Below are 14,324 nucleotides of genomic sequence, written 5' to 3' on the forward strand. Positions count from 1 at the left end.
TCCCATACAAGCTGAATCAGCAATCCTCACCGACGAGGATGCGGCCCCTGCGAAGAAGCTTGGGGCTGTTAACGGCCTGAGTGAAAGTACTGACAATGACGACACATACTGACTCCATCACGCTGAAAATCTGGGACAAGTCGGCAATCGACCACACCATCGATGCCGCCATTGAATCCCTCTCACACCGCGCTGCCGCCGAAAATTGCGGAATCGCAGTTACCCTGAGCGGCCCCAAGACCTTCACGGTCAGCCTGAACCGCTAAGCAGCTCAAGCACTACGCAAGAGGACGACGCCGGGACCTCCCGACGTCGTCCTTTTGCGTTTAAGCGCCTCCCGCAGTTGTACGCCTCCCCCGGCGTTGTACGGCTCGTGACGCGAACAAGTCCGGGTTCCACCGGGGAATTGGCACCAGTGGGCCTTACCCCCTGTTCGTGACGCCATACAGAAAGTCCTGATGGAACCTTGAGACTTCCTTGATGGTTTCCCTCCCCTGATCTTGCGTTCGCGTTGGAACTCTAAGTGAGTCAACGCTTCAACGCACGAACGGAGGGATCACAGTGCTCACGGAAACCACGGCCAATGCAGCTGCACCGGCCCCGGCTAACGCGCCGGAGACGGTTGTCAGGCCGCGACGATCCCACCGGGCGCCAGGCGGGGTGGTCACCGTCCTGGTTCCGGCACACAACGAGTCTGCCGGCATCACCGAGACGCTGCTCTCCTTGAATAACCAGACTCAGCGCCCGGACCGCGTGATCGTGGTGGCAGACAACTGCACCGATGACACCGAAGAGCTTGCCCTCGCTCAGGGCGCCGAAGTCATGCGCACCGTGGGCAACAAAGACAAGAAGGCCGGTGCCCTGAACTTCGCCCTCAGCGAGCTCCTTCCGGATGCTGACCCGGAGGACCTGTTCCTGGTCCAGGATGCCGACTCGCAACTGGCCCTCGACTTCATCGAGAACGCCACCAGGAACCTGCTCGCGGACGAACTGCTAGGCGCTGTGGGCGGGGTGTTCAGCGGCGGTCCGGGCGGCGGCTTTGTTGGCCATCTGCAGCGCAACGAATACGCCCGTTACGCGCGTGACGTGAAGCGACTTCACGGCAAGTGCCTGGTAGTCACCGGCACAGCGGCGCTTTTCCGCGTCAAGACACTGCGGGACGTCGTGGCCGCCCGGTTGAAGGGCATGCTCCCTCCCGGCAATGGCAACGGCGGCGTCTATGACACCTCGGTGCTGACCGAGGACAACGAACTCTCCTTTGCCCTGTTGACCCTGGGCTACCGCATCGCATCTCCATCCAACTGCACGTTGGTCACCGAGGTCATGCCCACGTGGCGTGAACTGTGGTCACAGCGACTGCGATGGAAGCGCGGCGCGGTGGAGAACTGCGTGCAATATGGATGGACCAAAGTAACCAGGCCATATTGGGGACGCCAGTTTCTTTCCATGATCGGCGTCTTAGTGACGCTGGCCTACTTCGGCTCCCTCCTGTTCGCGTTGATTTCCGGCATGGGCCTGAACCTTCAGCCCTTCTGGATTACCGTCACCGGCATTTTCATCCTGGAACGCATAGTCACTGTGCGTTACCGGGGCTGGAGGTACATGCTCCTGGCCGCAACCATGTACGAAACCGTCATCGATATCTTCCTCCAGGCTGTCCACGCCAAGGCGTACCTGGATGCAGCATTCAACAGAAAGAAAGTTTGGTAAATCGACTCATGTACAACAACGCAGTAACCCCGGTGACAGGGGCAGTAGCAGCTGGAATGGGCTCAGGCACGCTCGCATTGACCGGAGCCGGAGACCTCTTCTGGTTCGCACTGGCGGCCTTTGCCATGCTGGCTCTCGGACTCGCCGTTAAGAGGATCGTTCCAGTCCGGGCACAAAAGTAGGCTAAAAGAACCACATCAGGCAACGAACCCGCAGTTGTGTCGCTACCTCCAGCGCGACACAACGGCGGGTTTGTTGTATTCGCCGTACTGGTCTACAGCCTTGTTGGCTTACTGCACCGGGGTCGTGCTGGCTGAGTACTTGACCACCGTGGTGTAGCCGGCTTTAGTGCCGGTAACCCGCACGCTCATCGCGTCAGCCTGGTCAGCACTCACCAGCTTGTATGAACGGGCCGTTGCCCCGGGGATTGCCACACCGGAGCGATACCACTGATACGTCAAGGTGGTCCCGGACGTCCACGTACCAGGATTGGCAATAAGCGTTGAACCCACTGTCAGCGTTCCCGTGATAGTCGGTGTAGGTGCTACCAAAGTCCCGGCTACTACTATCGCCGTGGGAGCAGACTCCCTGACGGCAGTTGCGTAGCCGACCTTGGTTCCCGTGACGCGGACCGTCAGGCTGGTGCCCTGATCCGCGGCGGCGAGGACCCTGGTGGCGCTGGTTGCGCCGGCAATAGCCGTGCCGTTCCGGAACCACTGATAGCTCAGGGCGGTCCCGGTGGTCCAGGTTCCCGGAACTGCGGTCAATGTTGAGCCTACGGCTGCTGCGCCTGAGATGGTGGGTGTTGGCGCAACGAGCTGACCTTGGTTCGCGGGAACGAAGGAGAAGTCCCGGATGGTGACTGTTTCGGGCACCACGTGTGCTGCATCTCCGCCTCCACCGCCTGTTACCCAGAGGTTGAAGTGAATCTGTTCCTTGGCCGGGAGCGGGACCGTGGATCCCTCCAAAACGGTCCTCTTGAGCAATGTGCCGTCGTAGCCTTCCCCGGCAAATGTCTCGTAGGTCAGCTTGCCTGGTTCCCAGACCATCCTGTGGGTGAGGATCGGGGCATTGGTGACATCAAAAGTGACGGTGCTGTTTCCCTGCCCCGGAGGCAAGCTGGCGTCAAACCAATATCCATGCCCTTGGGTCACGGGCCAGTTTTCACCATAGGCGGCGCCCCCACCCCAGGCCGAGGCTTCACAAAGATCAATCTCCGTATAGCCAGGCACCGCATTGGGGTCGTAGGTGAACAGGCATCCCCACACCACTTCCTTCTGGAGGGCGCTGACATCCTTTTCCACGGTGGTGCTGTACGTTCCGTAGCCGAAGCCTTCACGCGTGGATTGGAATTCCGCTCCCTTAGGAGCCGATCCCGTGGGGTTGCTGATGGACAACTTGACGTACCCGTTTGCGTCCGGGGTGCTCACGTTATTGGCATCCCAACTCGCGTTATACATGGGCGCCCCGCCCCAAAAGCGCTTCTGCCAGTTGAACCCTTTCCACGCAAAGCTGCCCACGGGGCCAGGATCCTCAGCCATGGGCGTGGTGTCCGCTGCATGCGAGGGGCCTATTCCTGTGAACATCGATAAGCCAACCGCAACGACGACGGCCAACCCCATTGCTTTTCTTCCCCCACGTGGAAGGAGCCTCACTGACAATGCCATAGCTGTTTCCTCCTGCTGATGCGCCCGGAACCGTCAACGGCTGATGCCGCTGACCGCAGCGACGTTCCACCCCCCGAGAAACGCCTGTCCTCGATTATCAAGTAGCCAGGGTCCTGCCGGAAGCGAAATGAACAGGCAAATTCGTCCACACAACATCAATTGGATAACGGCGCCAACTCCACGAGTAGCCTTGACGTGGTTGAGAATTTTCGCGCAGGGTCTGACCCCGGGAGGGCACATCACAATACGCAGCGCAGGCATCCTCCTTCACCGACGAAACACCGCCGGTCAATTGGAACTGTGGATAGCCCACATGGGTGGGCCCTTTTGGGCCCGCAAAGATGAACACGCCTGGTCAATTCCCAAGGGAGAATTCCCCGAGGACGAAGACCCTTTGGTTGCCGCCCAACGGGAATTCACCGAAGAAATTGGCACACCACCGCCAGCGGCCCACTACGACCTCCTGGGCGTTTTTCGGCAGCCCTCCGGCAAACTAATCACCGCGTTCACTGCCGAAGCCAGCGACTTTCAACCTCAGCAGATTGTCAGCAACACCTTTCCCATGGAATGGCCCAAGGGCTCGGGTGCCATCAAGGAATTCCCGGAGATCGACGACGCCCGGTGGCTTGAAGAATCCGTGGCCCGGACAAAGCTCGTCAAAGGGCAACTCCCTATCGTCGATGCCTTGGTCCGGCACCTTGGTGGGCATTCCCTCTAGGGCCGACCACCCAAGCAGGCCTGCCAATCATCCTGACGAACGGCTCTTTCCGGCGATGAATTGCCGGATCCACTCAACCGTTTCGGGATGGTCCAGGTGCAAGCCATGGCCAGCACCAGGAACCCTCACCAGCACCGAGCGGGGAATGTGCTCGCGGAGGAGCAGCGCGTTGGGCAAGGGCGTCAACGCGTCCTCGACGCCGTGAAGTATCAGAGTCGGCGACCGGATGGAGCTGAGGTCCTGCCAGGCATCGTGCTCGCGGCTGGCCTTGAAGTGGCGCGCTTTGGCCCATGCTGACGCGTGGGAGTTGAAGAACGTGTGCGTCGCCGCGGGATTGCACTGGACCCAATCCGCGTCGAAGAAGAGCGGTTCAAGCCGGGACATGTCACCACTAACCAGCGCATCCAAGGCCGCCCTGTCCGGCTGCATTCCGGCGTCCGGCGATCTTCCACCGCTCGTTGCGGCGAGGATCAGCGTGCGGACTTTTTGCGGGTAGTCGATAGCGAGCCACTGCCCAACTCGACCACCCATCGAATGACCGTACACGTGTGCTAAATCCACTCCTGCAGCGTCAAGGACAGCTGCTGCATCCTCCGCGAGGAGCCGCGTAGTGTAGCGCTCGGCTTCGCCCTTCCCACTCCGACCTATCCCCCGGTGATCGAAGCGGATGACGCGGTAATAGCGCGACAGAAGCTCCGCCGTCGGACCCCAACCATCCATGGCTGTCGCCTGTCCGGCGATGAGCAGCATCGGCTCACCTTCGCCTTCCGATGTCCAGGCGATTTCAGCGCCGTCGGCGGCCTCAGCAAAGTTCACCGTGCCACAGTATCCGGGAGGGGCTCAAAGCGCTGCGGCGTGGGACACAAGCACGTTAGTCCGCGGTGAAAATGTCCTCAATGGCGCAGTCAAACGTCCGTGCGATGAGGAAGGCCAACGGAAGCGAGGGATCAAACTTCTCCCGCTCGATCGAGATGACGGTCTGCCGGGAAACTCCAAGTGCCGCCGCCAGGTCCGCCTGTGTCCAGCGCCGTTGGGTGCGCCGCTCCGCGAGGTTGTTCTTCACTTGAGCGCGCGGTGGCGAATGGCCACGTATCGCAGCCCGGCGTCAACCGCGCTCAGGGCAATCAGGCCAAAAAGGACCGGAAGTGCGTCCACGGCGAAACGGCCGATGGCCAGCACCAGTGAAGCGACCACGATAGCGACCAGGACATCCAGGAAAGCCCCCGCTCCCGCTTGCCGCATCCACTGCAATTCCACGCTCTGCTCGCCGTGCGGATCGCGGGTGATCGTGTGATTGGATACGAACACCTTGCCGCCCAGGGACATCGCCGGGTAGGCGGCGCAAAGGGCGCCAATCGCTGCAGCGAGCCAGAAGTCATCCGGGTTCGATGCTCCCACCACGACGGAAACCACCACCGTCAGGATGACGCCGAGGATGATCGCCAAGACGTAGTGGTGGGCCGGCGCCCGCCTCGATGTAAAGGAAGCTTTACTCATGGGAAAAGTAAAGCATCCTTTACTTTGGCAGGCAATAGCTGATGCGTACTGTCCAAGCTGGGTCTAGCGTTGAGGGATGACCGCTGAGTACAGGTACGACGTCGATGTGCTGCACCTTTTGGTGTCGCCGGCCCACGCCTACTTTGGCCGTGCCCGCGAAGGGGCCGCAGACGTCCTCACTACCGACGCAGAACAGGCCGAGTTGGTGGCGGGCAAAGGCATTGTTGGCGACAGGTTCTTCGGCAAGGCCGCACACATGGACGCCGCCGTGACGTTGTTCGCGGTGGAGGCCCTGGAAGCCATCGCGTCGAAACTTGAGGCCGGTCCCTTGGATCCCCTGTTGACCCGGCGGAACGTTGTCCTGCGGGGAGTGGAGTTGGCGCCTTTGCTTGGCCATGAGTTCACGCTTGAGTCCGGTGAGGACACTGTGCGGCTCAAAGCCGGGCGACCGGCTCATCCTTGCGCGTGGATGGATGAAATGCTTGCCCCGGGCGCCCATAAGGCGATGCGGGGGCGCGGCGGCGTCCGATGCCAGGTGATCGCCGGAGGCGTGTTGCATCGGGGTCCCGCCGTGCTGAGTAGTCCTGTGCCGCTCGACCCAAGGAAGGCCGGGGACGCCAACGTGCTGCGCCCATCGCGGTTGCCCTGACCATCTCCACCCTGCGCCTGCAAAAGATGCACCCGCGAAAGTCAGGAGCCTGTCAATCAAGCGTTTCGCCGCATAGGGTGGTCAGGTGGATACCGTGAGCAGCAAAGTGCAAGCCGTCGCCGGATCCGCGTTTGCCGCGGTCTTCCGGGCCATCAAGGTTGTGCGTCCGCAGAGGCCGATCCACCCAAAGGGCATCCAGCTGGTCGGAACTCTGGAAAGGGACTCCAGTGTGCGCGCGCCCTCGGGCATCCCTTGGCTGGACACCGCCGGGAGCAACGTGGTGGATGCCAGGCTTTCCCGCTCGATCGGACTGCCTGATGCCTTCCCGGACATCATCGGACTGGCCGTGCGCTTCACAGAGCAGGACAAACTCTCGGACATGCTTCTTGCTACCACCGGACCGACAGGACTTGGGCGTTTCATCCTCCGGCTCCGTCGGGATGCCGCGGCGGCGGTTTTCTCCAGCATGATGCCCTACAAGTCTGATGGCGGCCCCGTTTTGATAGCAGCAAGGACCATCAGGAGCCCGGACAGGTTGCCCGTCGAACCGAGCGCTTTCCGCTCACTCCTTGGCAGCGGTTCGTGGATCCTTGAACTCCATCACGCCAGTCCGCTGGGTCCGTGGACCAGGTTCGGAACGTTGACACTCAGCCTCGCCGACTCCCTGGGCCAAGATACCGCTGAGCGATATGATCCGGTCCTCAATCCGCTTCCAACAGCAGGAACGTACGGCTGGACGAGGCGACTGCGTGAACCTTCCTACGCGTTGGCCCGCCGACGCGGGTAGCTGGGCCAGAAGCCACAGGCCCAATAAATCTAGGGTTCAAGCGCAGCTGGTGCCGCGAACTGCGCCTCATACAGCCGGGAGTACGCCCCGCCCGAGGCAAGCAGTTCGGCGTGGGTCCCCTGCTCAACGATCTGCCCGGCTTCCATCACCAGGATGAGGTCGGCGTCCCGGATAGTGGAGAGCCGGTGGGCGATGACGAAGCTGGTCCGGTCAGACCTCAACGCGTTCATGGCCTTCTGAACCAGTACCTCGGTCCGTGTATCCACGGAGCTGGTGGCCTCATCAAGGATCAGCACCGATGGGCGGGACAGGAAGGCCCTGGCAATGGTGAGCAGCTGTTTCTCACCTGCCGATACGTTGCCGCCTTCGTCGTCGAGCAAGGTGTCGTACCCTTCGGGCAGCGACTTTACGAACCGGTCCACGTACGTTGCTTGCGCGGCCTCCATGATCTCGGTCTCGGAAGCGGAGGGGCGCCCATAGGCGATGTTGTCGCGGATCGTCCCGCCGAACAGCCAAGTGTCCTGGAGGACCATGCCCATCCGCGAGCGAAGTTCCTGCCGTGACAGTGAAGTGATGTCGACGCCGTCGAGCGTTATTCGTCCGGAGTCGAGCTCGTAGAACCGCATCATGAGGTTCACCAGGGTGGTCTTGCCAGCTCCCGTCGGCCCAACTATCGCGATACTCTGCCCCGGCTCCGCCACCAGGCTGAGGTCCGTGATCAGTGGCTTGTCCGGCGAGTACCGGAAGGACACATTCTCGAAGACGAGACGCCCACGCGACGGACCCGACGGCGGAACAGGGTCAGGTTCGGCCGACTCTTCCTCCTCATCCAACAAGTCGAAAACCCGCTCAGCCGAGGCAACACCGGACTGCAGCATATTCGCCATCGATCCGAGTTGGGCCAGTGGCATGGTGAACTGCCGGGAGTACTGGATAAATGCCTGCACGTCGCCCAACTGCATTGAGCCCGAGGCCACCTGCAGGCCACCAACCACGGCGATCCCCACGTAGACCAGGTTCCCGATGAACGTCATGGCCGGCATGATCAGACCGCTCACGAACTGCGCCCCGAAGCTCGCCTGATACAGCTCACCGTTCTTCGCGCGGAACTTCTCCTGGACTTCGTTCTGCCGTCCGAACACCTTCACCAGCGCATGTCCAGTGTACGTTTCCTCGATCTGGCCATTGAGTTCGCCAGTGTTCTTCCACTGCGCCACGAACAGTTTCTGCGAGCGCTTGGCGATCAGCAGCGTGGTCCCCAGCGTCAACGGAATAGTTACTAAGGCAATCAACGCCAGCAGCGGCGAGAGCAGGAACATCATCACCAGCACGCCCACCACCGTCAGCAGGGACGAGACCACTTGGCTGATGGATTGCTGCAAACTTTGGGAGATGTTGTCCACATCATTGGTCACCCGGCTCAGCAGCTCACCGCGCTGGATGGAGTCGAAATAGCGCAGGGGCAGCCGGTGGATTTTCGCTTCGATCCGCTCTCGGAGGCGGTACACGGTCCGCTGCACGACGCCGTTGAGTACGTACGCCTGAATCCAACCGAACGCCGAGGCCAGGACATATAGCGCCAGTGCCCACAGCAGCACCGAAGCCAGCGCCGTGAAGTCGATTCCGACGCCGGGGGTCAGGGTCATGGCCCCCAGCATGTCGGCCTTGCTGTCCTCGCCGGATGCACGCAAGCCTGCGATCACTTCGGCTTTGGACGCGCCTTCGGGCAGCTGTTTGGAGACGACGCCGGCGAAGATCAGGTTGGTGCCCTCGCCCAGCAACCGGGGGCCAATGACGGACAAAGTAACGCTGACCACCGCGAAGACCAGCACCAGTATCAACCAAAAGCGTTCAGGCCGCAGGGTCCCCAGCAAACGCCGTGCCGAGGCACCAAAATTCGAGGCTTTCTCAGCCGGAATGTTCATTCCGGCGAACGGACCTCCGCGGCCCGGGCCCATCGCCGGCCGCTGCGGACCACGGGGACCGGCTGGCACAGCACTCATGCTGCCTCCTCCGCCGCGAGCTGGGAGGACACGATTTCCCGGTATGTTTCGGACGTCTCCAACAGCTCATCGTGCGTTCCGCGCCCAACGATCCTGCCGTCGTCGAGCACTAGGATCTGGTCCGCGTCCGCGATGCTGGAGACGCGCTGCGCGAAGATCACCAACGTGGCGCCGTTGGTGTGGCGCTTGAGGGCCTGCCGGAGCCTGGCGTCGGTGGCGGTATCCAGGGAGGAGAAGGAGTCGTCAAAGATGTAGAGCTCAGGTTGTTTCACCAGTGCCCGGGCGATCGCGAGCCTTTGCCTCTGCCCGCCGGAGACGTTGGTACCGCCCTGCGAGATCGCCGCATCCAGGCCGCCCTCCATTTCCAGCACGAAGTCCTCAGCCTGGGCCACCCGGAGCGCCTGCCACAACTCGTCCTCAGTGGCATCGGGCTTGCCATACTGCAGGTTGCTACGGACCGTCCCGGAGAACAGGTAGGGCCGCTGCGGCACCAGCCCGATGTGCCCCCACAGGAGGTCCGGGTGCAGCTCCCGGACATCCACGCCATCCATCCGCACTGATCCTCTGGTCGCATCGAACAACCGCGGCATGAGGTTCACCAAAGTGGTCTTGCCAGCGCCGGTGCTGCCGATGATAGCGGTGGTCTTTCCCGCCCGGGCGGTAAACGAAAGTCCGCTCAGCACCGGCTGCTCGGCACCCGGGTAGGCGAATCCGACGTCGCGCATTTCCAGTTCGCCGCGGCGTATCCCGCCCGTGACCGGGTTCGACGGCGGCTGGACGCTTGACTCGGTGTCCAGGACCTCGCCGATGCGGTCGGCGGAAACGGACGCGCGCGGGATCATCACGGCCATGAACGTGGCCATCATGACGGACATGAGGATCTGCATCAGATAACTCAGGAACGCGATCAGGGTGCCCACCTGCATGGAGCCGTCCTCGATCCGGAAAGATCCGAACCAGATGACCGCCACGCTGGAAACGTTCATGACAAGCATGACCACAGGGAACATGAGCGCCATCAAACGGCCGGCCCGGAGCGCAACATCAGTAACGTCGTCGTTCGCTTTGCCGAACCGGGCTGTCTCCATGTCCTCGCGGACGAACGCCCGCACCACACGAATGCCGGTGAGCTGCTCGCGGAGGACCCTGTTCACGGCGTCGATCCGGACCTGCATCTTCCGGAACAGCGGTACCATCCGCGTCACGATCAGCCCGACCGCCACCAGCAACACCGGAACGCAAACGGCAATCAGCCAGGATAATTGCGCGTCCTGCCGCACAGCCATGATCACGCCGCCAATGCTCAGCATGGGAGCGGCGACCATGAGCGTGCAGGACATGAGGACCAGCTGCTGCACCTGCTGGACGTCGTTGGTGGACCGGGTGATCAAGGATGGCGCCCCGAACCTGGTGACCTCCTGCTCCGAGAACTCCCCCACCCTTGCAAAGACGGCGTCCCGCAGGTCGCGGCCCATTCCCATGGCTGCCTTCGCGCCGAAGTACACGGCCACCACCGCACACGCGATCTGGAGCAAGGTAATGAGCAGCATGAGGCCGCCCATGCGCAGGATGTAGTCGGTATCCCCGGTGGCCACCCCGTTGTCGATGATGTCAGCGTTCAGGGTGGGAAGGTAAAGGGATGCGATGGACTGGGCCAACTGGAAGACGACGACGGCGATCAGCAGCCGCTGATGCGGCCGCAGGAAGCGAACAAGTACCTTCCACAGCATGGAATCTCCGAGCCAGGCGATGTGAACCGAAGGCCAGTTTACGTCTGGTTGCTGTGGGCAACTAGGGGAACTGAGGGGTAATGCCAGGGACTCCCTCGCGTCTCAGCATGGCCATACCGTCGAGGTAGCAATCAGCTCGAACACCATAGGAGACCAACCATGGAAAAGCGCACACTCGGCACCGGCGGCCTTGAGGTTTCCGCCATTGGCATGGGATGCATGAGCATGACAGGCGGCTACAGCGAGAAGCCGGACCGCGAGGAAATGATCTCACTCATCCGCACAGGCGTGGAGCGCGGCGTGACATTCTTCGACACCGCCGAGATCTACGGACCCTACGCTAATGAGGAACTCGTCGGCGAAGCACTGGCCCCATTCAAGGACCAGGTAGTCATTGCCACCAAATTCGGTTGGGACATTGACCCCGCCGCGCGGAAAGCCAGCGGCAAGGTCACCAGCCGCCCCGAGGTCATCAAAGAGGTAGTCGAAGGATCACTGCAGCGGCTGGGAGTGGACGCCCTGGATCTCTACTACCAGCACCGGGTTGATCCGGACGTCCCCATCGAGGACGTAGCAGGTGCAGTCAAGGAACTCGTCGACGCCGGAAAAGTGAAGCACTTCGGCATGTCCGAGGCTGCGGCAGGCACCATCCGCAGGGCCCATGCAGTCCTTCCCGTGGCTGCCGTCCAGAGCGAGTACTCGTTGTGGTGGCGCCGACCGGAGGAAGAAGTCCTGGACGTTTGCGAAGAACTTGGCATCGGCTTCGTTCCCTTCAGCCCGCTGGGCAAGGGCTTCCTGACCGGCACCATCAACGCCTCCACCAACTTCGAATCCGGCAACGACATCCGCAGCACCATCCCCCGGTTCACCCCGGAGGCCATGCAAAATAACCAGGCTGTGGTGGACCTGCTCGCCGGCATCGCAGAACGAAAAGGCGCGACGCCGGGCCAGATCGCCTTGGCATGGTTGCTGGCGCAGAAGCCGTGGATCGTGCCTATTCCAGGCACACGGAAACTGCACCGCCTCGAAGAAAACCTGGCGGCGGCCGACGTCGAACTTTCGCCTGCAGAGATTGACGAGATCGAAGCCGCCGCAGCGAAAATCACCGTGGAGGGTGGGCGCTACAACGAGGCCGGCGAACGGATGACGAACCTCTGACCCGCACTAGACAACAGCCTTCCGACCAAGCCCCAACAGTGCCGCCTGCGTCCCTGTCCCGCTTTTGGGCAGGTAGGTAAAGAGGCGGAGGGCGGGAAACTGCGGCACGCCCAGAACCATGGGGGCGAAGCTGAGCCGGCCGAGTGTTGGGTGGTCGTAGACAACGTCCACATGGTACGAGTCGCTCACCACCTGGCGCTGCCACAGTTCGTTGAAAGCCTTCGAGACCTCGCAGAGGCTCCGGGCCATGGTGTCGAACCGGGGATCGTCAGGGAACTTGGCTGATTGCGCACGAAACTGGGCAACCATGGATCGGGCCATCATCTCTTTGTGGACGTGGGGCCGGGCAAGCTCCGGATCGGTGAAGAAGCGGTGGAGGCAGCTTTCGCCCACCCGGGTATCAAAAGTGTCAGCCGCGGCCGGGTTCATTGCCACGACGGTCCAGAACGGGTCTGCGATGTAGCTGGGATTTGCCATGGCATCCACCAGTTGCTGCAGAAGCGCCAACTGGGTGTTGTCGACGTCGAAACGCTGTCCTCCCTCCCCGGTCCCCTGAAAGCCGCTGTGAGCGGCTTGTCTGTTGCCGGCGTCAGGGCTGGGCCGACGCCCGGACGCCAGCCTGCGGACATAGTTCCTGTCTTCCGGGCTGAGCTGCAGGGCATTGGCTATCGCATCCAAAATTTCTGCTGAGGCACCGATGGCCCGCCCCTGCTCCAGCCAGGTGTACCAGGAGACCCCAACGTTCGCCAGGACGGCCACCTCTTCCCGCCTGAGTCCGGGAGTCCGGCGTCGTGGGCTGACCGGTAACCCGACGTCCTCCGGCCGGGTCTGCTCGCGGCGGGTGCGGAAGAACTCGCCTAGTCGCGCGTGGTTGGACCGCGCTTGGTGGGAAGCAGAAGGATGGGTGGGCATGGGTTCTCCACTAATGACGAGCGTCCGGCCGACCGCTTTATGGCAGTCGGCCGGACGAACGGGTGAGTCGAATCCGGAATCCTGGGTCAGGCGGATTACTGCAGGACGCGTTCCTTTTCAGAACGGACATCCAACTGTGCGTACTCTTCGGAGGCCAAACGAGCAGCATCCTCCGGGCTCATGCGTGGTTCCAGCTTGAACAGGGAAGCGATCTGCTCGAGTCGCTCCTCCACGGAACCGGACACCACATGGAACGGCATCCCCAGCTCGTCCATGGTTTGCTGCAAGATGGCGTCGGACATGTTCCGGAACTGATCATTGACCGGGCGGTGCCCGTCGGCGGAGAGCGGGAGCTCGTTCTTCAGGTGCACGAACACATCGAAGGAGTTCTGCACGTGCCTCTTGAAGCTGTTGCCAAGGCTGGTCATCACCTCTTCGAAGAAGGCGAGTTCCGGCGTCTTCTCCACGGTCTCGCCCGCCGAAAGATGCGCCGAGGCACTGGGATTCAGGCCAAGCGAAACCCGCACAGACCCATAGATCCATTCCTGCAAGGATGATCCGTCGGAAATGAACCCTGCCGAGAGCTTGTCCTCGTAAACGGCCCGCTCAACGTGGCGGGTCACGATCATCTGGATAAGCTCCGCGGCCGTGCACTCCTCAAGGGTCTTGCCCGGCGCGGCCTCGGGGAGGATTTCACGCATGGTCCTTGCCCGGGTCCGGGGCAGCCCCGTGTAGTGGGACAAGGCCATGGACGTGAACGTCTTGCCCGAGGAGTAGGTACCTGAAATGCCGATGCGCACTGCGTCCGCCTTAGTCGTTGACGAGCTGGAGGGTTCCCGCGGCGCTGAGCTTGCCGGAGAACTCGATGGCGGCGTCACTGAGGTCCGCCTCGGCAACCTTACGGGTGCCATCCACGTCTCCGTTGAGCACCGTGGGGGCGAAGCGGACGTGCGTGGCGTCCTCGATGCCCACGAAGTTCAGCCAGTCGGCAAAGAAAGTGCTGCTGAAGTCAGAGCCGAACGCGGCCGGAACGCCCGGTGCGTAAACGCCGCTGGTGTGGATTGCCAGGGCCTGCTTGCCCTCCAGCAGGCCGCGGTAGCCCTGCTCGGGGTCGAAACCAAAGCTCCAGCCGGGTTGGGTGATGATGTCGATCCACTGCTTCAGGACATACGGAACGCCCGAGTTCCACATGGGGATGTTGAAGACGTAGGCGTCGGCGGCAGCGAACTGGTCGAATACTGCACGGGCGGATTCCCACGCAGCAACCTGATCGGGAGTCTGGTCCTGTCCGGTGAAAACAGCCATCTTCGCAGCGGCGGCGACGCGACCGAAAACGGGCAGCGCGCCGTCGTCGAACAGGTTCAGCGTCTCCACTTCGAAACTCTCCGCACCGGCAGTCTGGACGGAATCGATGAAGTGCCGGGCCAACCGCAGGGAGTCGCTGTTGGCGTAGCGCGGAGAGGCGTTGATGTGGAGGATGGTAGGCATTGGCT

The 14,324-nt window shown here is 62.1% G+C and carries 16 protein-coding genes; 7 read left to right on the plus strand and 9 right to left on the minus strand.

What is annotated here, in order from left to right; all coding sequences use genetic code 11:
* The first annotated feature begins 95 nt into the window (after positions 1–95).
* The 3 genes from ACNAOT_RS19245 (at position 96) to ACNAOT_RS19255 (ending at position 1,892) form a co-directional block, all read left to right on the plus strand.
* Entirely contained in the window at positions 96–266 is a 171-nt protein-coding gene (locus ACNAOT_RS19245; RefSeq protein ID WP_178994140.1) for a hypothetical protein, read from the plus strand.
* Positions 267–561: 295 nt separating this feature from the next.
* Complete coding sequence (locus tag ACNAOT_RS19250) at positions 562–1,710, plus strand: glycosyltransferase family 2 protein (RefSeq protein ID WP_218649243.1); 1,149 nt, start codon at positions 562–564, stop codon at positions 1,708–1,710.
* An 8-nt stretch (positions 1,711–1,718) separates the two neighbouring features.
* Positions 1,719–1,892 (plus strand): hypothetical protein, encoded by a 174-nt coding sequence (locus ACNAOT_RS19255; RefSeq protein WP_166660328.1) that lies wholly within the window; start codon positions 1,719–1,721, stop codon positions 1,890–1,892.
* 108 nt (positions 1,893–2,000) lie between these two features.
* On the opposite strand, the gene ACNAOT_RS19260 is transcribed toward ACNAOT_RS19255, so the two are convergent.
* Entirely contained in the window at positions 2,001–3,377 is a 1,377-nt protein-coding gene (locus tag ACNAOT_RS19260; RefSeq protein WP_420179006.1) for a hypothetical protein, read from the minus strand.
* A gap of 238 nt (positions 3,378–3,615) precedes the next feature.
* Between ACNAOT_RS19260 and ACNAOT_RS19265 the strand changes: the two genes are divergently transcribed.
* Complete coding sequence (locus ACNAOT_RS19265) at positions 3,616–4,095, plus strand: NUDIX domain-containing protein (protein WP_420181200.1); 480 nt, start codon at positions 3,616–3,618, stop codon at positions 4,093–4,095.
* 27 nt (positions 4,096–4,122) lie between these two features.
* Here ACNAOT_RS19265 and ACNAOT_RS19270 read toward each other — a convergent pair whose 3' ends face one another.
* From ACNAOT_RS19270 to ACNAOT_RS19280, 3 genes are read right to left on the minus strand one after another with little or no spacing between them, the layout of a single operon-like run.
* The gene (locus tag ACNAOT_RS19270) at positions 4,123–4,911 is read right to left on the minus strand and encodes an alpha/beta fold hydrolase (RefSeq protein ID WP_420179007.1); all 789 of its coding nucleotides are present in this window, start codon (positions 4,909–4,911) and stop codon (positions 4,123–4,125) included.
* Positions 4,912–4,966: 55 nt separating this feature from the next.
* Positions 4,967–5,158, minus strand: a complete 192-nt coding sequence (locus ACNAOT_RS19275; protein ID WP_420179008.1) for a helix-turn-helix transcriptional regulator — start codon at positions 5,156–5,158, stop codon at positions 4,967–4,969.
* Positions 5,155–5,592, minus strand: a complete 438-nt coding sequence (locus ACNAOT_RS19280; RefSeq protein WP_091470293.1) for a hypothetical protein — start codon at positions 5,590–5,592, stop codon at positions 5,155–5,157. Before ACNAOT_RS19280 ends, ACNAOT_RS19275 begins: the two co-directional genes overlap by 4 nt.
* Positions 5,593–5,668: 76 nt before the next feature.
* On the opposite strand from ACNAOT_RS19280, the gene ACNAOT_RS19285 reads away from it, so the two are divergent.
* Together ACNAOT_RS19285 and ACNAOT_RS19290 are read left to right on the plus strand one after the other, a co-directional pair.
* On the plus strand, positions 5,669–6,241 hold the full coding sequence (locus ACNAOT_RS19285) for an MOSC domain-containing protein (protein WP_420179009.1): 573 nt from the start codon (positions 5,669–5,671) through the stop codon (positions 6,239–6,241).
* Between the two features lie 94 nt (positions 6,242–6,335).
* Positions 6,336–7,028, plus strand: a complete 693-nt coding sequence (locus ACNAOT_RS19290) for a hypothetical protein (protein WP_420179010.1) — start codon at positions 6,336–6,338, stop codon at positions 7,026–7,028.
* Between the two features lie 29 nt (positions 7,029–7,057).
* On the opposite strand, the gene ACNAOT_RS19295 is transcribed toward ACNAOT_RS19290, so the two are convergent.
* Both ACNAOT_RS19295 and ACNAOT_RS19300 read right to left on the minus strand, forming a co-directional pair.
* A complete protein-coding gene (locus ACNAOT_RS19295) occupies positions 7,058–9,031 on the minus strand; it encodes an ABC transporter ATP-binding protein (RefSeq protein ID WP_420179011.1) in 1,974 nt (657 codons plus the stop codon).
* Positions 9,028–10,761, minus strand: coding sequence for an ABC transporter ATP-binding protein (locus ACNAOT_RS19300; RefSeq protein ID WP_420179012.1), 1,734 nt, complete (start codon positions 10,759–10,761; stop codon positions 9,028–9,030). The genes ACNAOT_RS19295 and ACNAOT_RS19300 overlap by 4 nt, the downstream gene beginning before the upstream one ends.
* 159 nt (positions 10,762–10,920) lie before the next feature.
* Between ACNAOT_RS19300 and ACNAOT_RS19305 the strand changes: the two genes are divergently transcribed.
* Positions 10,921–11,919 (plus strand): aldo/keto reductase, encoded by a 999-nt coding sequence (locus ACNAOT_RS19305; protein WP_420179013.1) that lies wholly within the window; start codon positions 10,921–10,923, stop codon positions 11,917–11,919.
* A gap of 6 nt (positions 11,920–11,925) precedes the next feature.
* Here ACNAOT_RS19305 and ACNAOT_RS19310 read toward each other — a convergent pair whose 3' ends face one another.
* The 3 genes from ACNAOT_RS19310 to ACNAOT_RS19320 all read right to left on the minus strand — a co-directional run bounded on the left by ACNAOT_RS19310 (position 11,926) and on the right by ACNAOT_RS19320 (position 14,319).
* Positions 11,926–12,831, minus strand: coding sequence for a helix-turn-helix transcriptional regulator (locus tag ACNAOT_RS19310; protein ID WP_091470260.1), 906 nt, complete (start codon positions 12,829–12,831; stop codon positions 11,926–11,928).
* 95 nt (positions 12,832–12,926) lie between these two features.
* On the minus strand, positions 12,927–13,631 hold the full coding sequence (locus ACNAOT_RS19315; protein WP_091470258.1) for an AAA family ATPase: 705 nt from the start codon (positions 13,629–13,631) through the stop codon (positions 12,927–12,929).
* Between the two features lie 10 nt (positions 13,632–13,641).
* Positions 13,642–14,319, minus strand: coding sequence for an FMN-dependent NADH-azoreductase (locus ACNAOT_RS19320; protein WP_420179014.1), 678 nt, complete (start codon positions 14,317–14,319; stop codon positions 13,642–13,644).
* Positions 14,320–14,324: the final 5 nt, after the last annotated feature.

Source organism: Paenarthrobacter sp. TA1.8, from assembly GCF_048595705.1.
Classification (GTDB): domain Bacteria; phylum Actinomycetota; class Actinomycetes; order Actinomycetales; family Micrococcaceae; genus Arthrobacter; species Arthrobacter nitroguajacolicus.